The organism is Sphingobium sp. AP50, from assembly GCF_900109095.1.
GTDB lineage: Bacteria > Pseudomonadota > Alphaproteobacteria > Sphingomonadales > Sphingomonadaceae > Sphingobium.
Map to the genome: position 1 here is coordinate 77,447 of NZ_FNYZ01000010.1, position 26,126 is coordinate 103,572.

23 protein-coding genes and 1 other RNA gene are annotated in these 26,126 nt (G+C 64.8%); 14 read left to right on the forward strand and 10 right to left on the reverse strand.

Annotation, left to right across the window (positions count from 1 at the left end):
• Positions 1 to 84: 84 nt before the first annotated feature.
• Complete coding sequence (glyA, locus tag BMY84_RS16565; RefSeq protein WP_093085313.1) at positions 85 to 1,386, reverse strand: serine hydroxymethyltransferase; 1,302 nt, start codon at positions 1,384 to 1,386, stop codon at positions 85 to 87.
• 24 nt (positions 1,387 to 1,410) lie between these two features.
• Entirely contained in the window at positions 1,411 to 1,848 is a 438-nt protein-coding gene (gene rpiB / locus BMY84_RS16570) for a ribose 5-phosphate isomerase B (protein WP_093085315.1), read from the reverse strand.
• A gap of 103 nt (positions 1,849 to 1,951) precedes the next feature.
• On the opposite strand from rpiB, the gene BMY84_RS16575 reads away from it, so the two are divergent.
• A complete protein-coding gene (locus tag BMY84_RS16575) occupies positions 1,952 to 2,143 on the forward strand; it encodes a hypothetical protein (protein ID WP_093085449.1) in 192 nt (63 codons plus the stop codon).
• On the opposite strand, the gene BMY84_RS16580 is transcribed toward BMY84_RS16575, so the two are convergent.
• The 5 genes from BMY84_RS16580 to gltX form a co-directional block, all read right to left on the reverse strand.
• Complete coding sequence (locus tag BMY84_RS16580; RefSeq protein WP_093085316.1) at positions 2,097 to 2,621, reverse strand: hypothetical protein; 525 nt, start codon at positions 2,619 to 2,621, stop codon at positions 2,097 to 2,099. The genes BMY84_RS16575 and BMY84_RS16580 overlap by 47 nt on opposite strands.
• Positions 2,618 to 2,929, reverse strand: a complete 312-nt coding sequence (locus tag BMY84_RS16585; protein ID WP_093085318.1) for a helix-turn-helix domain-containing protein — start codon at positions 2,927 to 2,929, stop codon at positions 2,618 to 2,620. Before BMY84_RS16585 ends, BMY84_RS16580 begins: the two co-directional genes overlap by 4 nt.
• A 56-nt stretch (positions 2,930 to 2,985) precedes the next feature.
• Positions 2,986 to 4,107, reverse strand: a complete 1,122-nt coding sequence (locus tag BMY84_RS16590) for an HPP family protein (protein ID WP_093085319.1) — start codon at positions 4,105 to 4,107, stop codon at positions 2,986 to 2,988.
• Between the two features lie 145 nt (positions 4,108 to 4,252).
• On the reverse strand, positions 4,253 to 5,539 hold the full coding sequence (locus BMY84_RS16595; RefSeq protein ID WP_093085451.1) for a citrate synthase: 1,287 nt from the start codon (positions 5,537 to 5,539) through the stop codon (positions 4,253 to 4,255).
• A gap of 20 nt (positions 5,540 to 5,559) precedes the next feature.
• Positions 5,560 to 6,981, reverse strand: a complete 1,422-nt coding sequence (gltX, locus tag BMY84_RS16600) for a glutamate--tRNA ligase (RefSeq protein WP_093085321.1) — start codon at positions 6,979 to 6,981, stop codon at positions 5,560 to 5,562.
• 109 nt (positions 6,982 to 7,090) lie between these two features.
• Here gltX and BMY84_RS16605 point away from each other — a divergent pair, with 109 nt between their 5' ends.
• Entirely contained in the window at positions 7,091 to 9,181 is a 2,091-nt protein-coding gene (locus BMY84_RS16605) for a ComEC/Rec2 family competence protein (protein ID WP_256215292.1), read from the forward strand.
• On the opposite strand, the gene lexA is transcribed toward BMY84_RS16605, so the two are convergent.
• Positions 9,172 to 9,852 (reverse strand): transcriptional repressor LexA, encoded by a 681-nt coding sequence (gene lexA, locus BMY84_RS16610; RefSeq protein ID WP_093015273.1) that lies wholly within the window; start codon positions 9,850 to 9,852, stop codon positions 9,172 to 9,174. The two genes, BMY84_RS16605 and lexA, sit on opposite strands and share 10 nt — an antisense overlap.
• A gap of 95 nt (positions 9,853 to 9,947) precedes the next feature.
• On the reverse strand, positions 9,948 to 12,626 hold the full coding sequence (locus BMY84_RS16615) for a hypothetical protein (RefSeq protein ID WP_093085324.1): 2,679 nt from the start codon (positions 12,624 to 12,626) through the stop codon (positions 9,948 to 9,950).
• 80 nt (positions 12,627 to 12,706) lie between these two features.
• Between BMY84_RS16615 and BMY84_RS16620 the strand changes: the two genes are divergently transcribed.
• The 4 genes from BMY84_RS16620 to BMY84_RS16635 all read left to right on the forward strand — a co-directional run bounded on the left by BMY84_RS16620 (position 12,707) and on the right by BMY84_RS16635 (position 16,832).
• Positions 12,707 to 13,009, forward strand: a complete 303-nt coding sequence (locus BMY84_RS16620; RefSeq protein WP_093085325.1) for an Hpt domain-containing protein — start codon at positions 12,707 to 12,709, stop codon at positions 13,007 to 13,009.
• A 105-nt stretch (positions 13,010 to 13,114) separates the two neighbouring features.
• On the forward strand, positions 13,115 to 14,281 hold the full coding sequence (locus tag BMY84_RS16625; RefSeq protein WP_093085327.1) for a hypothetical protein: 1,167 nt from the start codon (positions 13,115 to 13,117) through the stop codon (positions 14,279 to 14,281).
• 89 nt (positions 14,282 to 14,370) lie between these two features.
• Positions 14,371 to 15,456 (forward strand): hypothetical protein, encoded by a 1,086-nt coding sequence (locus tag BMY84_RS16630; RefSeq protein ID WP_093085452.1) that lies wholly within the window; start codon positions 14,371 to 14,373, stop codon positions 15,454 to 15,456.
• Positions 15,453 to 16,832: a sensor histidine kinase gene (locus tag BMY84_RS16635; protein ID WP_093085328.1), complete on the forward strand. Its 1,380-nt coding sequence runs from the start codon at positions 15,453 to 15,455 to the stop codon at positions 16,830 to 16,832. Before BMY84_RS16630 ends, BMY84_RS16635 begins: the two co-directional genes overlap by 4 nt.
• A gap of 334 nt (positions 16,833 to 17,166) precedes the next feature.
• On the opposite strand, the gene BMY84_RS16640 is transcribed toward BMY84_RS16635, so the two are convergent.
• Entirely contained in the window at positions 17,167 to 17,823 is a 657-nt protein-coding gene (locus BMY84_RS16640; protein WP_093015291.1) for an alpha/beta hydrolase, read from the reverse strand.
• A gap of 142 nt (positions 17,824 to 17,965) precedes the next feature.
• Between BMY84_RS16640 and BMY84_RS16645 the strand changes: the two genes are divergently transcribed.
• The 8 genes from BMY84_RS16645 to lon all read left to right on the forward strand — a co-directional run bounded on the left by BMY84_RS16645 (position 17,966) and on the right by lon (position 26,096).
• On the forward strand, positions 17,966 to 19,006 hold the full coding sequence (locus BMY84_RS16645) for a cysteine desulfurase family protein (protein WP_093085329.1): 1,041 nt from the start codon (positions 17,966 to 17,968) through the stop codon (positions 19,004 to 19,006).
• The gene (locus BMY84_RS16650; protein ID WP_093085455.1) at positions 19,003 to 20,091 is read left to right on the forward strand and encodes a cysteine desulfurase family protein; all 1,089 of its coding nucleotides are present in this window, start codon (positions 19,003 to 19,005) and stop codon (positions 20,089 to 20,091) included. The genes BMY84_RS16645 and BMY84_RS16650 overlap by 4 nt, the downstream gene beginning before the upstream one ends.
• 20 nt (positions 20,092 to 20,111) lie before the next feature.
• A complete protein-coding gene (locus BMY84_RS16655; protein WP_093085454.1) occupies positions 20,112 to 20,447 on the forward strand; it encodes a 2Fe-2S iron-sulfur cluster-binding protein in 336 nt (111 codons plus the stop codon).
• Positions 20,448 to 20,455: 8 nt separating this feature from the next.
• Complete coding sequence (gene blaSGM / locus BMY84_RS16660) at positions 20,456 to 21,421, forward strand: SGM family class A beta-lactamase (RefSeq protein ID WP_093085330.1); 966 nt, start codon at positions 20,456 to 20,458, stop codon at positions 21,419 to 21,421.
• A gap of 86 nt (positions 21,422 to 21,507) precedes the next feature.
• Positions 21,508 to 21,605, forward strand: an RNA gene (gene ffs / locus BMY84_RS16665) — signal recognition particle sRNA small type.
• Positions 21,606 to 21,656: 51 nt separating this feature from the next.
• Positions 21,657 to 23,258, forward strand: coding sequence for a DNA polymerase III subunit gamma/tau (locus tag BMY84_RS16670; protein ID WP_093085331.1), 1,602 nt, complete (start codon positions 21,657 to 21,659; stop codon positions 23,256 to 23,258).
• Positions 23,259 to 23,261: 3 nt separating this feature from the next.
• On the forward strand, positions 23,262 to 23,585 hold the full coding sequence (locus BMY84_RS16675) for a YbaB/EbfC family nucleoid-associated protein (RefSeq protein ID WP_093085332.1): 324 nt from the start codon (positions 23,262 to 23,264) through the stop codon (positions 23,583 to 23,585).
• Between the two features lie 114 nt (positions 23,586 to 23,699).
• Positions 23,700 to 26,096, forward strand: coding sequence for an endopeptidase La (lon, locus tag BMY84_RS16680; RefSeq protein WP_093085334.1), 2,397 nt, complete (start codon positions 23,700 to 23,702; stop codon positions 26,094 to 26,096).
• Positions 26,097 to 26,126 lie beyond the last annotated feature (30 nt).

Sequence of the window (26,126 nt, forward strand, 5' to 3'; positions counted from 1 at the left end):
GACAGGTTCTGCAAGACCCTTCGATACGGGTCTTCGACAAGCTCAGCCCCTACTCAGGGCGAACGGTTAAAAGCAAGACTTGCCTCAGTAGATTGGGAAACGACCCGTCAGGCCCAGCACCTTTTCGCGGACATGCTGTTCGACCTGGCCGTCGCCTTCGTCGCCATTGCGCTTCAGGCCTTCCACGACTTCGGCGATCAGGCGGCCGATTTCGCGGAATTCTTCCTCACGGAAGCCGCGGGTGGTTCCGGCGGGCGTACCCAGGCGCACGCCCGAAGTAACGAACGGGCTGGCCGTGTCGAACGGGACGTTATTCTTGTTGCAGGTGATATAGGCGCGATCGAGCGCCTTTTCTGCGGCCTTGCCGGTGGTGTTCTTGGGGCGCAGGTCGACCAGCAGCAGGTGATTGTCGGTGCCGCCCGACACGATCGACAGGCCGGCATCCGCCAGCGTTTCGGCCAGCGCGCGGGCGTTGGCGACGATCTGATGGGCGTAGGCCTTGAACTCCGGGGTCAGCGCTTCCTTGAACGCCACCGCCTTGGCCGCGATGATGTGCATCAGCGGGCCGCCCTGAAGGCCGGGGAAGATCGCGCTGTTCAGCTTCTTGGCGATCGCCTCGTCATTCGACAGGATGATGCCCGAACGCGGACCGCGCAGCGACTTGTGGGTCGTGGTGGTGGTGACATGGGCATAGGGCACCGGCGAGGGATGCGCGCCGCCGGCGACGAGGCCGGAGAAGTGCGACATGTCGGCCAGCAGATAGGCGCCCACCTCGTCGGCGATTTCGCGGAAGCGCGGGAAATCCCAGACGCGCGAATAGGCGGTGCCGCCGCAGATAATCAGCTTGGGCTTGCACTCGCGGGCAATGCGGGCGACTTCGTCCATGTCGATCAGATGATCGTCGGGGCGGACGCCGTAAGCGACCGGGTTGAACCATTTGCCCGACATGTTGACCGGCGAACCGTGGGTCAGGTGGCCGCCCGACGACAGGTCGAGGCCCATGAAGGTATCGCCCGGCTGGAGCAGCGCCAGGAACACGGCCTGGTTCATCTGGCTGCCGCTATTGGGCTGGACGTTGGCGAAGTTGGCGCCGAACAGCTGCTTGGCGCGTTCGATGGCGAGGGTTTCCACGACGTCGGCATATTCGCAGCCGCCATAATAGCGCTTGCCCGGATAGCCTTCGGCATATTTGTTGGTGAAGATCGATCCGGCGGCTTCCAGCACGGCCTGCGACACGATGTTTTCGGACGCGATCAGTTCGATCTTGTCCTGCTGGCGCTTCAGTTCCTTGCCGATCGCGCCGAAGATTTCCGGGTCCGCGCTGGCCAGCGATTCGCTGAAGAAGCCGTCCTGGCGGATGGCGGGGGCGAGGGTGTCAGTGCTCATCGAAACTTCCTTTCAGAGCGCGGGTCAGATTGCGGGTTGGGAGAGCTTTTCGACGCGGCCGGCATGGCGGCCACCGCCGAATTGCGTGCTAAGGAAAGCGGTGACGCAGGCCTTTGCCATGTCGATGCCGGTCAGGCGTGCGCCCATGGCGAGGACGTTGGCGTCATTATGTTCGCGCGACAGGGCGGCCGACAGCGGTTCGCCCACCAGCGCGCAGCGGCAGGCGGGATTCCGGTTGACCGCGATCGAGATGCCGATGCCGGAGCCGCAGAGCGCGATGCCCCGTTGGGCGGCGCCCGATGCAACGGCCGTCGCGAGTTTGTAACCAAAATCGGGATAATCGACGCGATCGGCAGTCGCCGGGCCAAGGTCATCGACCTCATGGCCTTCATCGCGCAGCCATTGTGCAAGTTCCGCCTTCAGATCGACAGCGGCATGATCGGAAGCGATGGCGATTTTCATGGGCTAGCGTCCCTTCACCGACAGGGTGATTCGTTTCTGCGCGCCTCATAGGGGGAGAGGGCGGCAATTGCCACCATCCAGCTTGATCCCTATGGCAAGCGGCATGGCTGGAACGATTTTATCCATTTTGATGCTGGCGGGCGTGCTGCTGACCGGGGGCGGGATTTACGCGATTGCAAAGAAGGGTGACCGCAAGCGCGGCGGCCTGATGATCTTTGCCGGGCTGGTGATGTTCGCCAATGTCGCGATCACCGCGATTCCGGGGCCTGACCTGCCTGTGCTGGAGCGACGGTGACCGAAGAGCTGCGCAGCCAGTAGGAGGAATGGACGTAGCTCTTGTCCGGTCCGCCAAAACTGGCTGTTGCTCCCGTGAGCCCGATTTTGGCCAGCGAATCCGCCAGTTGCTTGCTTTGCAAGGCCTCCGTCAGCTTTGCCATCTGATCCACCGGCAGATCGAGTTTCATGGCGATTTCGCAGCTCTTGCTACCGCAGAGGGCGCGGACCGGCTGATGGACGCCATATTTGCCGAGCAAAATGGCGTAGCGGGCGATCAGCGCTTTTTCCGTCTTGTCCGCCCATGGCGCATCCCGCTTTTCCGCACGCACCATGGCATAGCGTTCCGAAGGCATGGGGCCAAAAAAGGAGCCGGCGAGCAAAGGGTCGTCCTTTGCGGGGCTGGCGACCTGTTCGTGCGCGGGCGATTGCGGCGCAGAGGGCGCGCTCTGGAATAGATAGGCGCCTGCGGTCAGGGCGATGGCGGCAGCGATGGTCATGGCAACTCCTCGAAACAGCGCGGACCGGGATGGTCCGACCGCTTCGGGCAGGTCTGACGTGGCAGGGTCGGCGGGGGCGACCCCGATAAATCGTCCCGATTTTCCCGGGCCACGAAGGCGCGGGACAGGGCGCGGCTGCTGCTGGCGCCGGTCTTGCGCCGGGCGTCGCGCAACCTCTCATTGACCGATCCGACGGACCGGCCAGTCAGGTCCGCCGCGCTCTTGGCGGTATGCCCCTGCGCCAGGAGCCGTAATATCTCGCGTTCGCTGTCGTTGAGCCGCGAGAGGTCCATCATGTCATCCTGCATGGGCATGATCCTGTCATGCGGCGTGACAGGTGCAATCCCAAAAAAATCGTGGTGCGTCAGCGCGATGATGTGTCGCCGATCTGATCGGGCGAATGCAGCAGGAGCAGCGCGAGCAGATCGGTCTGGGTGATCAGGCCTTGCAGCCTGTGATCGGCGTCGATCACGATCGCCTCGCGTCGGGGACCGCTGCTGAGCGGCGCGATCAGCCGGGCGACCGGGGTATCGCCATGGACGAGCAGCGGACGGTGGGCGATGTCGGCCGCTTGCGCGCCGGGCCGGGCGAGATCGAGCGCCCCTATGACGCCCTCTATCCGACCGGAATCACTGAGGACCGGCAGGGACAGCAGCCCACGATCCTGCATCAGATCGCGGACCTGCGGGATGGGGGCATGTGCGGCGACGTGGATGACGTCGCGTGACATGATGTCGCCGCAGCGGATCGCGCCCTTCATTCTGGCGGCGGCGCGCAACTCCACATCGGCGAGCAGGGCATGCAGGTCGCGTTCGTCCACATCCAACGTGTCGCCAAAATCATGGAGCGCATCGGTAATGTCCTGATGGCTGGGGCCGGCGCGGAGCAGCGGCGGCGGATCGGCCGTATCATGGGGCGTTACGGATTTGGGCGTGACATGGGGGTAATTCTGTCCGGTGACCCGATGGAAGAGGATAGCGACGACGAGCAGCAGCAATGTATTTACGCCGACGGGGACCAGGGCGAACATATAGCTGCTCGCCACAGTCTTTGCGCCCAGCGCTGCGGACAAGGCGACGGCGCCGCCGGGCGGGTGGAGGCAACGTAACAGCGACATGATGGCTATGGCTGCGCCCACCGCCAGCGCGGCGGCAATGGTGGGATCGGGCACAGCCTTGGCCACGAAAATGCCGACCAGCGCGGAAATGACATTGCCACCCAGGACAGGCCATGGCTGGGCGAGCGGACTTGCCGGGACGGCGAAGAGCAGTACCGCAGATGCCCCCATCGGCGCGACCAGCAACGGATGCGCCAGCCCATTGCCCAGCATCAGGCCACAGAGCAGGCCGGTGATGGCGATGCCGCCAATGGCGCCGCTTGCGGCCTTCAGCCGGTCGAGCAAGCCAGGGCCGGCGGGCGCGGGAATGAACGCGCTATAATAGCGGCTCCAGATCAGGCGGACGTCGTCTTTGGGGGCCTCGGACATTCCGGGGCTGCTAGGCTGCCTTGGCAGGATGACCAAGCGGGAAAAATTTCTGGCTGGCTAAGGGCAGCTTTGCCGATCCGTATCGGCAACAAAAAACGGCGCCCGGTGAGGGGCGCCGCTTCTTCACTATCCGTGATGCCGTCGCTTAGCGCGCGTCGACCGGGACGTAGTCGCGCTCGGTCGGGCCGGTGTAGAGCTGACGCGGGCGGCCGATCTTCTGCGCTGGGTCCGAAATCATTTCGTTCCACTGCGCGACCCAGCCGACGGTGCGGGCAAGGGCGAAGAGCACGGTGAACATTTCGGTCGGGAAGCCGATGGCCGACAGGATCACGCCCGAATAGAAGTCCACATTCGGGTAGAGCTTCTTTTCAACGAAATACGGATCGTTGAGGGCGATCTGCTCCAGTTCCTTGGCGACGTCGAAGATCGGGTCATTGACGCCCAGCTTCTCCAGCACGTCCTTCGCGGTCTTCTGCATCACGGTCGCGCGGGGATCGTAATTCTTGTAGACGCGGTGGCCAAAGCCCATCAGGCGGAACGGATCGTCCTTGTTCTTGGCGCGGGCGATATATTCCGGAATACGATCGACGGTGCCGATTTCGCGCAGCATGTTGAGCGCGGCTTCGTTCGCGCCGCCATGCGCCGGGCCCCACAGGCAGGCGATGCCGGCCGCGATGCAGGCGAACGGATTGGCGCCCGACGAACCGGCAAGACGCACGGTCGAGGTCGAGGCATTCTGTTCATGGTCGGCGTGCAGGATGAAGATCTTGTCCATCGCATCCACGATCACCGGATCGGGGATATATTCTTCCGCCGGGACCGAGAAGGTCATGCGCAGGAAGTTGGCGGTGTAGGACAGGTCGTTGCGCGGATAGACGAAGGGCTGACCCACCGAATATTTATGCGCCATCGCGGCGATCGTCGGCATCTTGGCGATCAGGCGGTGGCTGGCGATGCGACGCTGTTCCGGATCGTTGATGTCGGTCGAGTCATGATAGAAGGCCGACAGGGCGCCGACGACACCGACCAGGATCGCCATCGGATGCGCGTCACGACGGAAACCGCGGAAGAAAGCGGTCAGCTGTTCATGGACCATCGTGTGGCGCGTGATGGTGTTGGTGAAGTCCGCCAGCTCGCTCTTCGACGGCAATTCGCCGTTCAGCAGCAGGTAGCAGACTTCCATGAAGCTGGACTGTTCGGCCAGCTGACCGATCGGATAGCCGCGGTGCAGCAGCACGCCGGCGTCGCCATCGATATAGGTCAGGCCGGATTCACAGCTGGCGGTCGAGGTGAAGCCAGGATCATAGGTGAACATGCCGGTATTGGCGTAGAGCTTACGAACGTCGATGACCTGCGGACCGACGGTGCCATCCATGATGGCATAGTCCTTACTCTCTCCCCCAACGGTCAAACTGACTTTGTTATCCGACATGTTTTTCTCCTTGTATGCCATCAACCGGCCGTTGCGTGCCCTGCATCGGCCAGTCGTTCCAAGCTTTCCTCTTTCCCCAGAAGGAAGAGGACATCAAAAATACCTGGCGAAGTCGTGCGACCGGTGAGCGCCGCACGGAGCGGTTGCGCCACCTTGCCCAGTCCCAGGCCGGCATCCTCCGCCACGCGGCGTATTGCGTCTTCGATCGCTTCGACCGTCCAGGACTGGACGGGATGGAGAGCGTCGGCTGTCTTGACCAGCAGCGCGCGCGCGGAATCCTCTAGCAGAGCGGACGCCTTTTCGTCAAAATCCAACGGGCAAGTTTTGAACAGAAATTCGGCGCCTTCGGCAATTTCGTTAAGGGTTTTTGCCCTCGGCTTCAGCGAAGCCATGGCTTGGGTCAAAATGCCCAACCCGTTTTCAGGTAAAACCTTTCCAAGCCGGTCGGCGACACGCGGCGCAACCAGTGCGGCCAGGCGCGAGTCGTCTGCTTCGCGCAGATGATGGCCGTTCAGATTTTCCAGCTTCTTGATGTCGAAGCGCGAGGGCGAGCGGCCGACGCCACTGATATCGAACAGTTCGATCGCGCGGGCGATGGGGATGAATTCCTCGTCGCCATGGCCCCAGCCCAGCCGCAGCAGATAGTTGAGCACTGCTTCAGGCAGCATGCCCATATCGTCGCGATAAGCGTCGACACCCAGCGCGCCATGACGCTTGGACAGTTTCGCGCCATCCGATCCGTGGATCAGCGGGATATGCGCATAGGTCGGCTCTTGCCATCCCATCGCCTTAATGATGCTGAGTTGGCGGAAGGCGTTGTTCAGATGATCATCGCCGCGAATGACATGGGTGACGCCCATGTCATGATCGTCGACCACCACGGCCAGCATATAGGTGGGCGTGCCGTCCGAGCGGAGCAGGATCATGTCGTCCAACTCTGCATTCTGCACGACCACGCGGCCCTGCACCTGATCCTCGATCACGGTTTCGCCGTCGCGCGGCGCCTTGATCCGGATGACGAAGGGCGCGCCTTCGGGCGCTTCGGCGGGCGAACGGTCGCGCCAGCGGCCGTCATAGCGCATCGGCTGCTTGGCGGCGCGCTGTTGCTCGCGCAGTTCCGCCAGTTCTTCCGGCGTGGCGTAGCAGCGATAGGCGTGGCCGGCTTCGAGCAGCTGGTTGGCGACTTCCGCATGGCGCGGTGTGCGCTCGAACTGGAAGACGGCCGGTTCGTCACCGCCCAGGCCCAGCCATTCCAGACCGTCGAAGATTGCGGCCACGGCTTCCTCGGTGGAGCGGGCGCGATCGGTATCCTCGACACGGAGCAGGAACTTGCCGCCATGGTGGCGCGCATAGAGCCAGTTGAAGAGCGCAGTCCGGGCGCCGCCGATATGCAGAAAGCCGGTCGGCGATGGGGCGAAACGGGTCACCACCTGCTTGTTCATTCCCGTTGCACTTGCCGTCATATTCTTTGACATTCGCCTTAGCTGACCCATGGATGCGACGCCCCCTAGCATGGCTTTTGAGCCACGACAAACCTCCCTTGGCGGGAGGATGGCTGCGCTGTCCCGAAGCGGGCTGGAAGCGATTGAAAGCTGGCTGGAAAGGGAGCGGGAGCAGATCGGCCTGTGGGCACCGATCGGACTGGGCGCGGGGATATCCGCCTGGTTCATCCTGCCAGACCCCATGGCTTGGCTGGCCTTTTGCTGCGGGATGCTGGCGCTGGCGTGCATGGGCGCGATGTTGCCGTCGGGCGGACGGCTGCGGCGGATGATTGTCGCGGGTGCAATATTGGCTTGCATCGGGTGCCTGCTGGTGTGGGGGAAGGCGGCCTTGTGGGGGCAGCCGCCGCTGGCACGTGCGACCTTCGTCCAGATGACGGGGCAGGTGCTGTCGGTGCGACCGGTGCCCGCGCAGGCGATGGTGCGCGTGATGCTGCGACCGATGGATGCGCCGCACCTGCCAGCGGTGGTGCGGGTGAACATCGGCGATGGGGATGTGCCGACGGGACTGGGCGAAGGGGCGCTGATCCGGTTTCGGGTGCGGTTGATGCCGCCTGCGCCGCCCAGCGTGCCGGGCGGCTATGATTTTGCCGCGCGTGCCTATTTTCAGGGGATTGGCGCAACGGGGAAGGCGTTGAAACCGGTGGAGGTGGTGCGTGCTTCCACCGCATCGCCGCCGCTGCGGGCGCAATTGTTCGGCCATATATTGGAGCGCGTGGACGGTCCGGCCGAAGGGATTGCGGTCGCTCTGGCGACCGGGGATCAGGGCGCCATCCCAGAAGCGGATGCCGAGGCGATGCGGCGCAGCGGGCTGGCGCATCTGTTGTCGATCAGCGGCCTGCATGTGACAGCGTTGATCGGTGCGGTGATTTTCCTGCTGATGCGGGTGATGGCGCTGAGCCAGCGGGCGGCGCTGCACTGGCCATTGATGTTGATCGCGGCGGCTGGCGGCGCGCTGGCGGGGATCGGATACACTTGGCTGACCGGCGCGGAGGTGCCGACCTTGCGATCCTGTGTCGCCGCGCTGCTGGTGCTGGGCGGGCTGGCGATGGGGCGGGATGCGATCACGTTGCGGCTGGTTGCGAGTGGCGCGTTGCTGGTGCTGATCTTCTGGCCCGAAGCGCTGGCGGGGCCGAGCTTTCAGATGAGCTTTGCGGCGGTGACGGCGCTGGTGGCGCTGGCGGAACATGGGCGGTTTCGCGCCTTTGCCGCGGCGCGGGATGAAGGCGTGGTGCGCCGTGCCGGGCGGGCATTGGCGGTTACACTGGCGACCGGCATTGCCGTTGAACTGGTGCTGATGCCGATCGCGCTGTTTCATTTCCACAAGGCGGGGATGCTGGGGGCCTTTGCCAATCTGATCGCCATTCCGCTGACGACCTTTGTCGTCATGCCGCTGGAGGCGATGGCGTTGCTGCTGGATGTGGTGGGACTGGGCGCGGCCTTCTGGTGGATGACGCAGCAGGCGCTGAACCTGTTGCTGGCGCTGGCCCATGGCGTGGCGGCCAGCCCGATGGCGACGCTGCTGGCGCCGACCATGGGCATGACGCTGTTCGGGATGACGGTGGTGGGGTTGCTCTGGTGCCTGCTCTGGCGGACGCGGTGGCGATGGCTGGGGCTGGCGCCGGTGCTGATCGGGGTGGGCGTGACCTTCGCGGCTTCACCGCCCGATCTGTTGGTCACGGGCGACGGGCGGCATGTTGCCGTGCGCACGCCCGATGGCATGGCGATTTTGCGCGACCGGGCGGGGGATTATGTGCGCGATGTGCTGTCGGAAAGCGCGGGCTATGACGGGGCACTGGCGGCGATCGCGACGCTGCCGGGTGCGCGATGTTCGACCGACCTGTGCGCTGTCCGGTTGAAGGATGGGAAAGGGCGAAGCTGGCGCCTGCTTTTCACCCGAAGCGACATGCTGATCGAGCGGCGCAGCTTTGCGCGGGATTGCGCCATGGCCGATATCGTCGTCAGCGACCGGGGCCTGCCGCGCTGGTGCCGTCCGCGCCGGATGAAAATCGACCGCCGGTTGCTGATGCGCACCGGCGGCCTGTCGATTACCCTTGGAACGGGTGAGGTTCGCACCGTCTTCCGGCCCGGTGACGCGCATCCGTGGATATCGCGTGCCCGGCCGCGAAGGCCTCAATTATAGCGGCGGAGCAATCCGGCGAGCTTGCCCTGAATGCGGACCTGCCGCGCGTCATAGACTTGCGGTTCATAGGCCGGATTGGCCGGATCGAGCCGCACCCGGCTGCCTTCGCGCCGGAAATATTTGAGCGTCGCCTCCGCTTCGTCGATCAGGGCGACGACGATCTGGCCCTCGCGCGCGGTTTCGGTGCGCTGGATCAGGGCGAAGTCGCCATCGAGAATGCCGGCCTCGACCATCGAATCGCCGGACACTTCCAGCGCATAATGATCGCCCGAACCGAGCAGGGCGGCGGGGACGGACAACATGGTCTGGCCCTCCATCGCCTCGATAGGGACACCGGCGGCGATGCGGCCATGCAGCGGGATTTCGATCACGTCATTGGCCGCGATCGGCAGCGCGGGGGCGGACGGCGCAGCGCGAGGACGGGCCGGGATGACCGGTGCGACATCGCGGTGCATGGCGTCCGGAAGTTTCAGCACTTCCAGCGCGCGGGCGCGATTGGGCAGGCGGCGGATGAAGCCGCGCTCCTCCAGTGCATTGATCAGCCGGTGGATGCCGGACTTGGAGCGCAGGTCGAGCGCGTCCTTCATCTCCTCGAAGGAAGGCGACACGCCGCCCTCCTCCAGCCGGGTCTGAATGAAGCTCAGCAATTCCTGCTGCTTTGGCGTCAACATCGCTGCGGTCCTCCGTGGAACGTATGAGGAACGCATAGGAAACACATGGAGATTAGTCAAGCGCTGCCGACATCAGCGCCGGCGTGGATTCGCCGCTATTGCCGCAGCCGTTCGATCGCCTGCGCCAGCGCGACATAGAGTTTGCCCATGTCGGACGAAAGGACCGCCACGCCCAACGCATTGCCGTCGCGTGCGGACAGGATGATCCGCAACATCGCTTCGAAATCGTGGATGTAGCGGTTCACATGATCGCGGAAGTCGGCGTCATTATCATAGTGCAGCGCGATTTCGCGGGATTCGCCGGCATCCAGCAGCTTGACCGCACGGCGCGTGAAGACGCCGCGATCGCCCTTCAGATAGGCGGACCAGGCGGAATCGGTGACGTCGTTCGACAGGATCTTGGCGACGTCGATCGCGGTGCTGTTGAGCGATTCGATTAGCAGGGCGGACCGGCGGGCAAAATGGTCGCGATCGCGATGTTCGGCGGCCTGTTCCGCATCGAGGATGCGCTGTTCCACGCTGGCGCTGGTGTCGGCGATGGTCAGCAACTGGCGGGTGAGCCGTTCGGAGGCCTGATGTGCGGCCTGAACCGCTTCCTCCGCAACGCGGGCAACCTGTTCGATCTGCGCCGTCACCCTGTCACCGATGACATTTTCCAGCGCTTCGTCGCTGGCCTGCGCCAATTGCTGTGCTGCGTCGGGAATGGCGCGGCCCAGCGCCTGACGCGCGCGTTCGGCGGCCTGATCGGCCGTGTCCTTGACCCGTAGCAGGGCGGTGACCAGCAGCGGTCCGGCGCCTTCGGTAATACGCCGGGCATCCTGATCCGCCGCTTCCAGCGCGGTGCGCAGGCGGTCGACCAGTTCGCGATTGGCATGCAGCCCGCTCTGGGTGCTTTCCAGCCATTCGGTGAGGCGGCTGCCCTGACCGCGCAGCAGCGATTCCGCTTCCTCGGTACGGCCCACCAGCGCTTGCGAAATGGCCTCCAGCCGCTCGATCTCCGGCGTGGCGCTGCCCAGCAAAGCGCGGCTCTGTTCGACGCGGGCGTCGAAGCGTTCCAGCGCGCCGGGATAGGTTTCGTCCAGTTCACGCACGCTCGAATCGAGCGCCACCAGCAGGGTTTCGGCGGCGCCGATCAGCTTTTCGGCGGTCATGCCGCCCGATGCCAGCGCACCGTCGATCCGCTGCGTCTCTTCGGTCAGGCGGGCCAGTGCGGCGGTTAGGCGCTCGCCACGGGCCAGTGCATTATCCTCTAGCGCGGCGAAGCGGCCTTCGGTCGAGGCGATAGTGTCATGCAGACCGGCGTGCAGGCCCGACATCAGGCTGCGCTGCCCCTCCATCATCGTATCGAGATGATGCAGCCGGCTTTCGATATCGGCGATCATGTCGCTGAGGCTGGTGACCGTCTCCCCGCCGATCGCATCCAGACTGGAGCGCGAGCGGGCGATCAGCGTGTCCAGTGCCTCCGTCTGGCGGGTGAGGCCGCTGTCAGTGACGGCCAGATTTTCCTGTGCCCGCTCCAGCGCGCTATCCAGACGACGGCGCAGATCGTCATCGATCGCGGCCATGTCGCGGGAGAGGGTGGACAGCGCTTCTTCACTGGTCGATCCGATGCCTTGCTGCGCAGCGGCGACCAGGGTTTCGAGCGCTTCGGCGCGCCGCGACAGGCCTTCGTCGGTGGTGGCGAAGGCGCCGCGCACGGTGTGCAGCACAGTGTCGATGCGCGCGCGCATGGTGGTGTTGATGGTGTCCAGATCTTCCGCCAGCGTGGCGCGGGCCTGATCGCTGGTGCTGGCGACACCGGCCTGCGCTGCGTCGATCGCGGCGTTCAGGGCTTCGGCATGCTCCTCCAGATCCTGACGGCTGCGGTCCATCGCTTCGCGGGCGCTTTGCGCGGTGGCGTCGATCCGGCCGGAGGCGATATCGGCCATGCCAGTGACTTCCTCCGTCGCGGCGCGGGTCGATTCCTGCAACTGGGTCAACTGGCTCGACAGGCTCTTGGTCGCGGCCAGCGTGCGGGCACGGGCTTCGTCGGAGACTTCGGTCAGCGCGTGAAGGCGCGCCTCCAGCATGTCGATTCGCTCCGCCAGCGCATGGCCATCATCCATGATTCGCGCCGACATGCGGCCGGTGCGGTCCTCCAGTTCGGGGATGGAGGCGATCAGCATGTCCATGCGCTGCACCAGCGCCTGTCCCGCGCGCTCCGCGCTTTCGGCGCGCTCGGCGGTGATATGGGCGCGGCCGGCGATCAGTTCGGCAGAGGCTTCCATATTGCTGCTGGCGGCGGCACCATAGCTGTCGAGCAGTTCGGCCTGATCCTGCATCGTCTGACGCGCGGATTCGAGCTGGCTGGTGATCCGGCCAAGGCGCAATTCCAGCAGGTCCGCTTCCGTCCGCAGGGCGCGGGCGGTGTCGAGATAACGGCGCGACTCGGTGCGGCTGTTCCGTACCAGCAGCAGATAGGACAGGGCGAGCAGGATCAACGGCACCGCCAGCGTGGCGACGGCATTGGCCCAGGCAGAGGGGGCGGCGGCCAGATCGCCAGAGACGATGATCGCCCAACCGGCAAAGCCCAGCCACAAAGCGGCGAGCAGCGAAAGCGCGATGCGCACCCGCTTCACTGTCTTTTCCGCGCCGTCCCCGGCCGTTTCGTCACTCTCGTCTATTTCCAGAACGGCCTGTTTTAAAAGCAAAATATCGTCCGCCTGCGACTGTGTGCCGGTCGCGTTAAGGTCGTCTCGCCAAAACTCGACGATTGTGCTGTTGCCCCCTGTCATAACCGCATCCTAGCAGCTTTTCCGGCGGCGGAAATGCCCTGTTACCAAAACTTAACGCACGCCCGATAGCATCTGTCGCCATGTCCTATGATTCTGGCGCTCTTCACGCTGCCCTTGCCGCAGCCGTCGGCGAAGATCGCGCACTCATCGCCGATCTGCGCGTGGCCTTCATGGAAAGCGCCGACCGTCAGGTCGATCTGCTGAAGCGGGCCCGTTGCGACGCCAATTGGGAACTGGCCGCATGGCGGCTGAAGGGGCTGGCCGCCAGTTTCGGCCTGACCGCGCTGATGGCTTTGGCTGACGAGGCCGCGCAGGCGGCGCCGGGCGACCCACGGGTCATTCGGCGACTGGAAGCGGTGTTGGACGGCCTGCGTCAGGATTGATTGCCGTTCATTGATTTCAACCCGGTGCGCGGCTTTGCTTGCGCGAAGGCTTCGGCCTTGCGACAAGGTCGCCCACACAATAATCGGGTCCACAAGCGTAACGATATGAGTTTCGCCGCAATTCTCAGCGCCAGCAGGCCAACCGCCGATTCGCCCGCGGGGCTGCGGGCCAGCCTGCATTTCGCCGGCCAGACACTGGTCGAATATCAGGCGCGTCAGGCCGTGCAGGCCGGCGCCGATCGCATTCTGATTCTGGTCAGCGTGATTACCCCGGCGGTGTCGCAAGCAGTCGACCGGTTGAGCGCGGACGGCATCGCGGTCGCGCTGGTGCGCGACATGGTGTCGATGGTGCGCGATGCGCCGCGTGACAGCGACGTGCTGCTGGTCGCCGATGGCGCGGTCGTGGCGCAGGCGCATTTCGCGAATATCGGCGGGATCGATGGCAATGCGCTGCTGGTTGCGGATGACAGCCGGGCCAGTGCGCCGCTGGAGCGGATCGATGCCGGGCAGCGCTGGGCAGGACTGGCGCGGATCAGCCCCGACCTGTTGTTCGGCACGCTGGACATGATCGGCGACTGGGATCTGGCGCTGACTTTGGTCCGGGCGGCGGTGCAGGGCGGCGCGCGTCGCATCACCGTGTCGCAGGATGATTTGCTGGAAGGGCGGGTCGCGCTGGTCGAAACGCAGCAGCAGGCCGATCTGGTGGCACAGGCAGTCACGGCTGCGGGCGCTTCGGCGGCGCGGGCGCGCGGCGGCATCGAACATTATGCGCTGGCACGGCTGGCGCGGCGGATCAGCCCGCCCTTGATGCGGACGCAGGTGCCCGCCGCGCAGGTACGGATCGCGGCCATGGCGCTGGGCGCGATCGCGCTGGTGCCGATCGAACTTTTGTGGACGGCGACCGGCTTCTGCCTGTTGCTGCTGGCGCTGCTGCTGGCGGAGACGGCCGACCGGCTGGACGAATTGTCGCTGCGCACGCCGCCTACGGGCTGGACCGCCTTTGTCACGCCGGGCTTTGCGCTGGTCGGGATCGCGCTGGCCGGTGGCAATGCGATCGCGACCTATCTGGCGCTGTTGCTGGCGATGATCCTGCTGGCGGATCGCTGGCGCCGGACGGGCGCGGCGCGGGTGTGGATGATCGTGACGCCGGGGACGGCGCTGATCCTGTTGCTGCTGGGTGGTCTGCTCGGCGCGCTGGCGACCGGATATGATGTCGCGATGGTCGCTGTGATCGCATCGGTCGGGGCGATTTTGTTGCGTCGGCCGGACTGACTATCGGCCCCTGACTATTTGTTTCAGGGCGGGATTTTCCCCCCGCAGGGTTTAGTGCATTTTAACGACGTGTAGCTATGGTGCCCGGCATGAGCGCCTATTCGTCCCATACCGGCACGGCCATGGCGGGCAGCTGGCCGATGGCGCGTGTCATGGCGGGCATGTCCGCCGTGCCGGTGACGCATGCAATCGACCTTGCCTTTTTCTTTCCGGCCGACGCGCCCGTGCGGCATGATGCGTTGATCGCGGAAACGCGGCGGCATCTGGGCGGCTGTATCGCGGCGGTCGAAATGGCGCTGCGTCTGTCGATGGATCATGCGCCGGGTGTTAGCGCCGCGCTGGACCGGTGCGCCGATCCGCTGGCCTGGCCGATGGTGCGGGCGCAGCCCAGCCTGCTGGCCCCCGGACTGCTGGCCCATATGCAAATGCGTGCGGGCGTGACGCTGATGCTGCGGCCGTTCGGGCAGGCAGATATCGAACAGGCGGAGGAAGCGGACGGGCCATTGCCGACCAGCGATCATCCCGAATTGGGCGATGCGGTGTCGGCGCTGGCGCTGGCCGAGGGGCGCTGGCTGATGCCGGGAGGCGAGGTGCAGCCGATGCGGCCGGACCTGCCGGCCGAACATTTTGCCGAACTGGTGTGGACGGTGGCGGCCTGTCTGGCGACGGCGGCGCAGCGCATCATGGCTGATGGCGGCGATGCTGTGCCGGCGGCGTTCGAGCGGGCCGTCTGGAAATTGCTGGCCGATCATGACGAAGGCGCGGGGCCGATCGCGCAGGCGGACCGGCTGGTGCGCCAGATGGGTGAGGCCGCTGATGCGCCGGACCTGCCGGGCAAGGCGCTGGAGCAACGGCGCTTCCTGCTGTTCGTGGCGCTGGCGGCGCGGCGGTTGCGGATGGACAGCGTGCAGGTAACGGACATGCTGCTACTCGGCCCGCTGAGCGACTTGGCGCTGCTGTGTCGCGCACTGGGCGGATCGGATGGCGATTATCGCCATCTAATGATGGCTTTGCGGCCGGTGCGTCCGGCCCTGACCGATATTGTCATCGTGGCGGAGGCGGACCGCTATCAGGCCATGAGCGATCCGCAGGTCGAGGCGGCGATGCAGGCACTGCGCACGCCCGCGACCTTCCGCGCGAAGCTGGATCATTTGCGGGCGGTCTCCGCCGCATGACGATACCGTCCCATCCGGTTGTTGTTCGCGCCATGCTGGCCGCCGACGGCCGGTTGCTGAGCGCTGATCCGCCTTTGCTGGCGTTGCAGCGGGAGGCTGGGGCCGATCTGGGCGTGCCGATCGCGGTGCCGCAACTGGCGACGATCGCGCGGCTGGCGGGGCGGCTGGGGATCACGCTGTCGCGCCCGGTGGTCGCCGCCTGCGAGCGGGGCGATATCGACATGTGGGTGCGCGCCAAGCCGGAAGAAGGCGGGGTCAGCCTGTCCGTGGTGGACTGGCGCGAGCGGCCCACGGTTGCCGATCCGGTCGACAATGGGCAGCGCGACGCGGATATCGCGGCACTGGCCGAAGGGTGGAACTGGCAGATCGATACGCAGTTGCGATTCGAAATGGTGCTGGAGGGGATGGGAGAGGCCGGAGCGCTGCCCGCCGATCCGCCGGTGCCGGGCAGTCGCTTTTCCAGCTATTTCCAGCTTCAGCCCGATGCGGATGGTGACATGGCGATGCTACGTGGCTTTGCCCAGCGCCGCGCCTTTCGCGATCAGCAGGCGGTGCTGGCGAAGGATGCGGGCAGCCGGTTCCGGCTGTCGGCCTATCCGACTTTCGATCTGTCGGGACAGCTCAAGGGCTATCGCGGCACAGCCTTCCCGCTGGTGCAGGCGGTCGTGGCGCCGATGGTCGAGGATCAGCCGCTGGCCCTCTATCCCGCCGAATTCGGGCGGCGGCTGGACCGGTCGCTGCGCCAGCCGCTGGGGCGGATCATCGCCAATGCCGATACGATCAGCGCCCAACTGGAAGGGCCGTTGCGCCCGGATTATGCCGGTTATGCCAGCGATATCGCGGTGGCGGGGCGGCATCTGATGGCGCTGGTCGATGATCTGGCGGATTTGCAGGCAATCGACCGGCCGGATTTCAGCGTGATCGCCGAAGAGGTGGATCTGGCCGATCTGGGTCGGCGCGCGGCCGGATTGCTGGCGGTCAAGGCGCTGGACCGGCGGATAAAGATCGTACCGCCATCGGGCGATGCGACGCTGCTGGCCACCGGGGAATTTCGGCGGGTGCTCCAGATATTGGTCAATCTGATCGGCAATGCGGTGCGCTATTCGCCCGAGGATACGGAGGTGCGCGTCGCCACCGAATGGGAGAGCGGGCAGGCGCGTATCGCGGTGATCGATCAGGGGACGGGCGTTGCCCCGGCCGATCGCGAGCGCATATTCGAGAAGTTCGAGCGATTGGGTCGGGACGATGCCGGTGGCAGCGGCCTTGGCCTTTATATCTCCCGCCGGCTGGCGCGGGCGATGGGCGGCGATATCGTCATCGGCGGCGCGCCGGGCGAGGGCGCGCGGTTCATCCTGTCCTTGCCGGTTTCGGGTTAAGGCGAGAGGGGAACTCCGCCCTATTCCGTTCGTCCTGAGTAGCCCCTTCGACTGCCTGCCAAGGTCCAAAGCAGGCACGTGACTGCTTTGGACCTTGGCAGGCATTGAGCGAAGTCGAAATGGCGTATCGAAGGATCGGTGCTTCGATACTTGAACAGGTGAACCATCCCCCGGATGGTTCAGGATCGTCCGGGGGATGATCCGACCTGTTCAACTTCGACAAGCTCAGCCCCTACTCAGCACGAACGGTTCTATTTAAGGCTCGGGGTTTCGGGTTAAAACAAAAAGGGCCGCCTTTTCAGGCAGCCCTTTCTTTATCAGCCATGGCCGGAGGTCAGCGGATCGGCGAATCCGGCGACAGGCGCATGTCGAGATAATTATCGACCGACTTCATCAACTGGTCGAGTTCATGCTCGAAGAAATGGTTCGCGCCCTTGATCTCGTCATGATGGATGGTGATGCCCTTCTGCGTGCGCAGCTTGTCCACCAGCTTCTGGACGGCGCTGGCGGTCACCACTTCGTCCGACGTGCCCTGCACGATGATGCCCGACGAGGGGCAGGGGGCGAGGAAGGAGAAGTCATACATGTTCGCGGGCGGCGCGACCGAGATGAAGCCACGGATTTCCGGGCGGCGCATCAGCAATTGCATGCCGATCCACGCGCCGAAGGAGAAGCCGGCAATCCAGGTGGTCTGCGCTTCGGGGTGAAAGCTCTGCACCCAGTCGAGCGCCGCTGCCGCATCGGAGAGTTCGCCGATGCCATTGTCGAACGTGCCCTGGCTGCGGCCGACGCCCCGGAAGTTGAAGCGCAACACGGCAAAGCCGCGCTTCACGAAGGTCTTGTACATCGCCTGGGTGATGCGGTCGTTCATCGTGCCGCCGCCCTGCGGATGCGGGTGCAGGATCATGGCGACCGGCGCGCGCGGGCGGGGCGGGGGGCTGAAGCGGCCTTCGAGGCGACCTTCGGGTCCGGTGAAAATGACGTCGGGCATGGCACCTGTTATGGTTCTGGGCCGCCTTTATGGGGCAGCAGGGATAGGATCGGTGCGCACGCCAAGGCTATCGCTGGCGCGGCGCGGCAAACCGCCTATATAGATGCCGCCGCCATTTCCGCAATCAATGAGTAACGCTCGCTTGGCCGCCAAACGCCTTTATCTCGATCATGCCGCGACCACCCCGATGCTGCCGCAGGCGCAGGCGGCGATGGTGGCGGCGCTTTCCAACTGGGCCAACCCGTCCAGCCCTCACGCCGACGGCCGGGCCGCCCGCGCCACGCTGGAGGATGCGCGCAAGCGGATCGCTGCGGCGCTGGGATGGGATGGGCATGTCATCTTTACCTCCGGCGCGAGCGAGGCGATCGCCATCGGCCTGTTGCGGGCCAAGGCGGGGCGGATCATGACGTCGCCGGTTGAGCATGACGCCGTGCTGCGCGTGGCCAAGGGGGCTGAGCTGTTGGCGGTGGATGGGGATGGCATCGTGCAAAGCGCCGTTCGTCTCGAACCTGTCGGAACGATCATCGCTATCCAGCACGTCAACAATGAAACCGGCGTGATCCAGCCGCTCGACCGGATCGATCGTGACGGGGCCATTCTGTTCGCCGATTGCGCCCAGAGTGCGGGCAAGCTGGTACTGCCGGATGCGGACATGATCGCGATCAGCGCGCATAAATTCGGTGGGCCGCCGGGCATCGGCGCGCTGCTGATCCGTGATCTGGCCCTGATCGAGCCGAGCGGCGGGCAGGAGCAGGGCTATCGCGCGGGGACGGAAAATCTGCCCGCCATATTGGCGATGGTGGCTGCGCTGGAGGCGCGGGAAGACTGGTTGCCCCGCGCGGCGGATTTGCGCGCCCGGCTGGATGCGGGGATCGAGGCGGCGGGCGGCATCATCGTCGCGCGCGATGCGCCGCGCATCCCGGCCATTGCCAGCTATCGCATGCCTGGCCTGTCGGCGCGTGCGCAACTGATCCAGTTCGACCTCAAGGGGATATCGGTGTCGGCGGGCAGCGCCTGTTCATCCGGATCGCTCAAGACCAGCCATGTGCTGGGGGCGATGGGGTGGGAGGATGCGGCCGCGTCTGAAGTGGTGCGCGTCAGCTTTGGCCCGCAAACTGGTGACAGCGAAGTGGACAGTTTCCTGGCCGTGTGGACCGCGATGGCGCACAGGGCAAGATCATGATCTATCTGGATTATCAGGCGACCACGCCGCTGGCGCCCGAAGCGTTCGAGGCGATGGTGCCCTTGCTGCGCGACCAATTTGCCAACCCGCATAGCGCGCACCGGCTGGGCCGCGCCGCCGCCGCGCAGGTGGAGGTGGCGCGCGACGAGGTGGCAAGACTGCTGCCGCCCGGCGGGAAATTGCTGTTCACGTCCGGCGCTACAGAGGCGCTGAACATCGCTATTCAGGGTGCGCCCGCCGGTGGCATCGTCACGATCGCGACCGAACATGCGGCGGTGCTGGATACGGTCGAGGTGCTGGGGCGGACCGGGCGGGATGTGACCGTTCTGCCGGTCGGGACCGATGGTCTGGTCGATATGGAGGCGGCACGCGCGGCGATCGTTCCGGGTGTCTCGCTCGTTGTCGCGATGCTGGTCAATAATGAGATCGGCGTGATCCAGCCGGCGGAGGTGCTGGCCGATCTGGCGCATCGGGCGGGGGCGCTGTTCCTGTGCGATGCGGTGCAGGGCTATGGCCGTGTCGCCATCCCCGACAATTGCGACATGGTGGCAATCAGCGCGCACAAGGTCCACGGACCCAAGGGGATCGGTGCCCTATGGTTGCGAGATGGCGTGAAGCCGGTGCCGCTGATCCATGGTGGCGGGCAGGAAGGCGGGCTGCGGTCCGGTACGCTCTCGCCCGCTCTGTGCGCCGGTTTCGGTGTCGCCGCGCGGCTGATGCGGGAGAAGGCGGAGGCGGATCGCGTCCATGTCGAAGAACTGGCGCTACTGGCGCGCGACCTGTTTGCCGGCTGGACACTGAACGGATCGGATAGCCACCGCTATCCCGGCAATCTCAACCTGCGGCGCGACGGGATCGATGGCGCCCGGCTGTTGTCCCATTGCCGCACTGTCGCTTTTTCATTGGGAAGTGCTTGCGCAAGCGGGTCCGGCAGGCCTAGCCATGTGCTGCGCGCGCTGTGGCTGACGGATGGTCAGGCGCGCGGTTCGGTGCGGATCGGCTTTGGCCGTTACACGAGCCGGGATGATGTGGAGAGGGCAGCAGAAGCATTGAATGAGGCGGCAGCAGCACAAGCAGCGCCGTGACAAGGGAGCGCATGCATCACATGATCAGGGTCACCTTCATCAGCGCTGACGGAGAGCGGCGGCAGGAGGTCGACGCCCCGGCAGGATCGGTCCTGCTGGACGTCGCACAAGCCGCCGGCCAGCCGCTGGAGGGGACATGCGAAGGACAGATGGCCTGTTCCACCTGCCATGTGATCGTGGATGCGGCGGATTTTGCCCTTCTGCCCCGCGCAAGCGAGGATGAGGAGGATATGCTGGACCTTGCCGCCGCCGCCACCCGCACCAGCCGGCTGGCCTGTCAGATCATGTTGGACGGGAAGCTCGACAATCTGACCGTCCGTATTCCCAGTGAATCCTATAATATGCAGGGCATGTGACCGCACCCATGAAGACTTTGACCGCCTTGGCCGCATTGGCGCTGTTGGCCGCTCCTTCCCTTGCCGCCGACAAGAAGAAAGCGCCTGCCAAGGAGCCGGTGCCGACCGGACGGCTGGATTCGCTGATGCCGAGCGCACCTCGCTATCTGGTGCCGCAATCGGCGTTGACGGAGGTGCGCAATCCCAAGACGATCGAGGAAGAGACGGGCGGCCGGCTGGGCGTGGCGCTGGTCGACAAGAGTGGCGCATTGCTGCTGGGGTTCAACCGGGACGAGCGGTTCGCCATGTGTTCGACCTTCAAGGCGCCGATGGCGGCCGCCGTGCTGACCGGCGCGGATGCCGGCAAGTTCGGGCTGAGCGGGGAAATCCCCTTCGGCAAGGATGATATCCTCGATTACGCGCCGGTGGTGAAGAAGAACAAGAAACGCGGCCGGATGAGCATGGGCGAACTGGCGCAGGCGGCGGTCGAGGTGAGCGACAATAGCGCCGCCAACCTGCTGCTGCCGATGCTGGGCGGGCCCGAGGGTCTGACGGCCTTCATGCGGGCGCATGGCGACAGCGTGACGCGGCTGGATCGCAATGAGCCGACGCTGAATGAAAATGCGGAGGGCGACCCGCGCGACACCACCACGCCGGCGGCGATGGCGGGGTTGATGGGGCGCCTGTTCTTCAACGACATGAAGCCGGAAAGCGCCGACAAGCTGCGCGCCTGGTTCAATGCCAGCAGCACCGGCGACAATCGCATCAAGGCGGGCCTGCCGACGGGCTGGACGTCGGGCAGCAAGACCGGCACCTGTGGCACCGCCTATAATGACGTGGCGCTGGTGAAGTCGCCAACGGGGGACGAATATATATTGGCTGTCTATCTCGACCGGCCGACGGTCGACGCCAAGAAGGCCGAGGCCGCGATCGCGGAAACGGCGCAGGCGGCGCTATCCTTCGTCGCGAAGGCGCAGAAGAGCGGGCTTCAGTAAATCTGGAATGCCGTGCTCCTGTTTTCGCGGGAGCACGGAGTGTATAGACCCCCTTGCCAAGCGGTTAGCACTTCTGCATATGCCGCGCCGGGAGTCGGGCGGACGTGATCGTCGCGAACCGGGTCAGGTCCTGACGGAAGCAGCCACAGTGATTTCGTCACGGGTCGTTCCGGCTCCTACTTTTCATCCTTCATCCAGCTTCGACAATGGCCGCATGAGCGGCTAGGACAGGGTCATGTCCGATTCCCCGCAGCCCTATCGCGTTCTTGCGCGCAAATATCGATCGCGCAGTTTTCGTGAACTGATCGGCCAGGACGCGATGGTCCAGACGCTGGGCAACGCGATCAAGCGCGGCCGGCTGGCCCATGCTTTCCTGATGACCGGCGTGCGCGGGGTGGGGAAGACGTCGACCGCGCGGCTGATCGCCAAGGCGCTGAACTGCATCGGCCCGGACGGGCAGGGTGGCCCGACGATCGACCCGTGCGGCGTGTGCGAACCCTGTGTCGCCATTGCCGAGGGGCGGCATATCGACGTGGTCGAGATGGATGCGGCCAGCCATACCGGCGTGGACGATGTGCGCGAGATTATCGAGGCGGTGCGCTATGCCGCCGTATCGGCGCGCTACAAGATCTACATCATCGACGAAGTCCATATGCTCTCCAAAAACGCCTTCAACGCGCTGTTGAAGACGCTGGAGGAGCCGCCGGCCCATGTGAAATTCCTGTTCGCCACGACCGAGGTGAACAAGGTGCCGGTGACGGTGCTGTCGCGTTGTCAGCGGTTCGACCTGCGGCGCATTCCGGCCGACCTGCTGGCGACGCATTTCGCGAATATCTGCGAGAAGGAAGGCGTCACCGCCGAAGAGGATGCGCTGGCACTGATTGCGCAGGCGGCCGAAGGGTCGGCGCGTGATGGCCTGTCGATCCTGGATCAGGCCATCGCCCATGCCGAAATGGGCGAGGGCGCGCTGCTCGTTACGGCGAGCCAGGTGCGCGAGATGCTGGGCCTGTCCGACCGGGGATCGGTGCGGCGTTTGCTCGGCCTGTTACTGGAGGGCGATACCGCCGTCCTGCTGAACGCGGTGCGCGATCAATATGCCCTGGGCGTCGAGCCGCTGGCGCTGATGCGCGGCCTGATGGAACTGACCCATGCGGTGACGCTGGTGAAGGCCGGGCGCGATATGGCCAGCCCCGGCCAGTCGGCGGAGGAGCGCGAGGCGATTGCGGCCTGGGCCGCGCAACTGGGCTTCGCGCCGCTGCATCGGCTGTGGCAATTGCTGCTGAAGGGGCATGACGAGGTCGCGAGCGCAGTCCTGCCGATCGAAAGCTGCGAAATGGCGCTGCTGCGCGTGATGCATGCTGCGACCATGCCCGATCCGGGCGAACTGGCGCGGTTGTTGCGGGAAGGTGGATCAGCCATCGTTCCGGCAGGCGCGGCGCCCGGTTCAGCGACGGAACGGCCCGCTGCATTGCCGACCGACATGAACGGCCTGATCGCGCTGGTCGACAAGCAAAAGCCGGCGCTGGCCAATCATCTGCATGATTGCGCCGCTCTGGTGTCGCTCAATCCGCCCGAAATCGCGATAAGATTGACCCATATTTGGACACATGGCGATTTCAAACGCGATCTGGAACAGGCTTTGAATGCGGCCACGCCGGGTAGCCGGTGGCTGGTCAGGCTGGAGCAGAGCGGCGGCGATATGACCTTGCAACAGCGGCAGGAACGCCAGGCGGCGGATGCCCGCGCACAGATTATGGAAACCCCGGTGGTCAAGGCGGCGATGGCGGCCTTCCCCGATGCCGAGCTGGATGACAAGCTCGAACAATGGAGTGCTTGAGATATGAAGGATCTGAATGAAATCCTGGGCATGGCGAGCCGTGTTCAGGAAGAATTGCAACGGGCGCAGGACAATCTGGACAAGCTGGAGGTCGAAGGCGCGGCCGGCGGCGGTCTGGTGAAGGTGAAGGCGTCGGCCAAGGGCCGGATCGTTGGCGTGGATATCGACGAAAGCCTGCTGGCCGCGTCGGAAAAGCAGATGCTGGAAGACCTGATCGTCGCCGCATTCAATGATGCGCGCAAGAAGGCGGACGAGGTCAGCAATGCCGAAATGGGCAAGATGACCGCTGGCCTGCCTTTGCCCCCGGGTTTCAAGCTGCCTTTCTGATCATAGCATGTTCATCATTGCCGCCTTATGACAAGGCGTGATTGATTGCTGCGGCGGTCATCCCCATAAAGGCGATGAACCGCATGACGGGCCGCATCCGGCCCCGGAGAGTGAATGACTACGCAATATCCCCTTCTGCCGCTGCGCGACATCGTCGTCTTCCCGCAGATGATCGTCCCGCTGTTCGTCGGTCGCGACAAGAGCGTCGCTGCGCTCGAAGCGGCGATGGAAGGCAATAAGGAAATCTTCCTCGTCTCGCAGCTCGATCCGGCAGAGGATGATCCGGGTCGGGATTCGCTGTACGACACCGGCGTCGTCGCGATCGTCCTGCAATTGCTGAAGCTGCCCGACGGCACCGTGCGCGTGCTGGTCGAGGGCAAGCATCGGGCGCAGCTTGATCGTATGGAAGCGACCGAGACGCATCTGGTCGCCCATGTCGACCCGGTCGAGGATATCGCAGCCGAAGGTCCGGAAGCCGCTGCGCTGATGCGGTCGGTTGCCGAGCAGTTCGAAAATTACGCCAAGCTCAACAAGAAGCTGCCGGCCGAAACGCCGGTGCAGTTGCGCGAGATCGAGGACGCCGGGCGCCTCGCCGATGCCGTGTCGGCGAACATCAACGTCAAGGTTTCCGACAAGCAATCGCTGCTGGTCGAGGCCGATCCGGTCAAGCGGCTCGAAATGGTCTTTGCCTTCATGGAAGGCGAACTGGGCGTGCTCCAGGTCGAGAAGAAGATCCGTGGCCGCGTGAAGCGGCAGATGGAGAAGACCCAGCGCGAATATTATCTGAACGAGCAGCTGAAGGCGATCCAGCGCGAGCTGGGCAATGGCGAAGGTGAGGAAGGCGATGAACTCGCCGAACTGACCGAGAAGATCGCCAAGACCAAGCTGAGCAAGGAAGCCCGGACCAAGGCGACAGCCGAGTTGAAGAAGCTGAAGGCCATGCAGCCCATGTCGGCCGAAGCGACCGTGGTGCGCAACTATCTGGACGTGCTGCTGGGCCTTCCGTGGGGCAAGAAGGGCAAGGTCAAGACCGACCTCAAGAAGGCGCAGGCCATCCTGGATGAGGATCATTTCGCGCTGGAGAAGGTCAAGGACCGGATCATCGAATATCTGGCCGTGCAGGCGCGCACCAACAAGCTGAAGGGGCCGATCCTGTGCCTCGTCGGACCGCCGGGCGTGGGCAAGACGTCGCTGGGCCGCTCGATCGCCAAGGCGACGGGCCGCGAATTCGTGCGCCAGTCGCTGGGCGGCGTGCGTGACGAGGCCGAAATTCGTGGCCATCGCCGCACCTATATCGGCTCGCTGCCGGGCAAGGTCGTGTCGAACCTGAAGAAGGCGGGCACCATGAACCCGCTCTTCCTGCTCGACGAAATCGACAAGCTGGGTCAGGATTTCCGGGGTGATCCGGCGTCGGCGCTGCTGGAAGTGCTGGACCCCGAACAGAACAGCAAGTTCCAGGACCATTATCTGGAGATCGACGTCGATCTTTCAGACGTGATGTTCGTGACGACCGCCAACTCGCTGAATTTGCCGCAGCCTCTGCTCGACCGCATGGAGATCATCCGGCTGGAGGGCTATACCGAGGATGAGAAGGTGGAGATTGCGGAGCGGCATTTGCTGCCCAAGCAGATCGATGCGCACGGACTGAAGGACGGCGAGGTCGAAGTGACTGTGCCGGCGATCCGCGACCTCATCCGTTATTATACGCGCGAAGCCGGCGTTCGCACGCTGGAGCGTGAGATGGCGCGTCTGGCGCGCAAGGCGCTGCGCAAGATTTTGGAAGGCGAGTATGACAAGGTCGTCATCACGCCCGACAATCTGGCCGACTATGCCGGCGTGCGGAAATTCCGCCATGATATGGGGGAAGAGGAAAACCAGATCGGCGCCGTGACCGGCCTGGCCTGGACCGAAGTTGGTGGCGAACTGCTGACGATCGAGGCCGTGACTGTGCCCGGCAAGGGCGCCATCAAGACGACCGGTAAGCTCGGCGAAGTGATGAACGAATCGGTGCAGGCCGCCTTTTCCTATGTGCGGGCGCGTTCGCCGGGCTATGGCATCAAGCCGAGCCTGTTCAACCGCAAGGACATCCATATCCATCTGCCCGAAGGGGCGGTGCCCAAGGATGGTCCTTCCGCAGGTATCGGCATGGTCACGACGATCGTGTCGACGCTGACCGGTATCCCCGTGCACAAGGATGTGGCGATGACCGGCGAGGTTACTTTGCGCGGTCGCGTGCTGCCGATCGGCGGCCTGAAGGAGAAGCTGCTTGCGGCGCTGCGCGGTGGCATCAAGACGGTGCTGATCCCGCAGGAAAATGAGAAAGACCTAGCGGAAATTCCGGCCAATATCCGCGAAGGGCTGGAGATCGTTCCGGTGTCTCATGTGGATGAAGTGCTGGCCCGCGCGCTGGTGACGAAGCCCGAGGCAATCGCCTGGACCGAAGAGGATGATCTGGCCGCCCAGCCGCCGGCAGCGGGCGGACGGGATGGCGATCCCGCACTGCGGCATTAAGTCGAGGGGAATAGCGGCGAATTCCGGGCT

Bases quoted from the DNA above. Each gene is read 5' to 3' on its own strand.
- glyA (WP_093085313.1), bottom strand. From the start codon at position 1,386: ATGAGCACTGACACCCTCGCCCCCGCCATCCGCCAGGACGGCTTCTTC.
- rpiB (WP_093085315.1), bottom strand. From the start codon at position 1,848: ATGAAAATCGCCATCGCTTCCGATCATGCCGCTGTCGATCTGAAGGCG.
- BMY84_RS16575 (WP_093085449.1), top strand. From the start codon at position 1,952: ATGGCTGGAACGATTTTATCCATTTTGATGCTGGCGGGCGTGCTGCTG.
- BMY84_RS16580 (WP_093085316.1), bottom strand. From the start codon at position 2,621: ATGACCATCGCTGCCGCCATCGCCCTGACCGCAGGCGCCTATCTATTC.
- BMY84_RS16585 (WP_093085318.1), bottom strand. From the start codon at position 2,929: ATGCAGGATGACATGATGGACCTCTCGCGGCTCAACGACAGCGAACGC.
- BMY84_RS16590 (WP_093085319.1), bottom strand. From the start codon at position 4,107: ATGTCCGAGGCCCCCAAAGACGACGTCCGCCTGATCTGGAGCCGCTAT.
- BMY84_RS16595 (WP_093085451.1), bottom strand. From the start codon at position 5,539: ATGTCGGATAACAAAGTCAGTTTGACCGTTGGGGGAGAGAGTAAGGAC.
- gltX (WP_093085321.1), bottom strand. From the start codon at position 6,981: ATGAACAAGCAGGTGGTGACCCGTTTCGCCCCATCGCCGACCGGCTTT.
- BMY84_RS16605 (WP_256215292.1), top strand. From the start codon at position 7,091: ATGGCTGCGCTGTCCCGAAGCGGGCTGGAAGCGATTGAAAGCTGGCTG.
- lexA (WP_093015273.1), bottom strand. From the start codon at position 9,852: ATGTTGACGCCAAAGCAGCAGGAATTGCTGAGCTTCATTCAGACCCGG.
- BMY84_RS16615 (WP_093085324.1), bottom strand. From the start codon at position 12,626: ATGACAGGGGGCAACAGCACAATCGTCGAGTTTTGGCGAGACGACCTT.
- BMY84_RS16620 (WP_093085325.1), top strand. From the start codon at position 12,707: ATGTCCTATGATTCTGGCGCTCTTCACGCTGCCCTTGCCGCAGCCGTC.
- BMY84_RS16625 (WP_093085327.1), top strand. From the start codon at position 13,115: ATGAGTTTCGCCGCAATTCTCAGCGCCAGCAGGCCAACCGCCGATTCG.
- BMY84_RS16630 (WP_093085452.1), top strand. From the start codon at position 14,371: ATGAGCGCCTATTCGTCCCATACCGGCACGGCCATGGCGGGCAGCTGG.
- BMY84_RS16635 (WP_093085328.1), top strand. From the start codon at position 15,453: ATGACGATACCGTCCCATCCGGTTGTTGTTCGCGCCATGCTGGCCGCC.
- BMY84_RS16640 (WP_093015291.1), bottom strand. From the start codon at position 17,823: ATGCCCGACGTCATTTTCACCGGACCCGAAGGTCGCCTCGAAGGCCGC.
- BMY84_RS16650 (WP_093085455.1), top strand. From the start codon at position 19,003: ATGATCTATCTGGATTATCAGGCGACCACGCCGCTGGCGCCCGAAGCG.
- BMY84_RS16655 (WP_093085454.1), top strand. From the start codon at position 20,112: ATGATCAGGGTCACCTTCATCAGCGCTGACGGAGAGCGGCGGCAGGAG.
- blaSGM (WP_093085330.1), top strand. From the start codon at position 20,456: ATGAAGACTTTGACCGCCTTGGCCGCATTGGCGCTGTTGGCCGCTCCT.
- BMY84_RS16670 (WP_093085331.1), top strand. From the start codon at position 21,657: ATGTCCGATTCCCCGCAGCCCTATCGCGTTCTTGCGCGCAAATATCGA.
- BMY84_RS16675 (WP_093085332.1), top strand. From the start codon at position 23,262: ATGAAGGATCTGAATGAAATCCTGGGCATGGCGAGCCGTGTTCAGGAA.
- lon (WP_093085334.1), top strand. From the start codon at position 23,700: ATGACTACGCAATATCCCCTTCTGCCGCTGCGCGACATCGTCGTCTTC.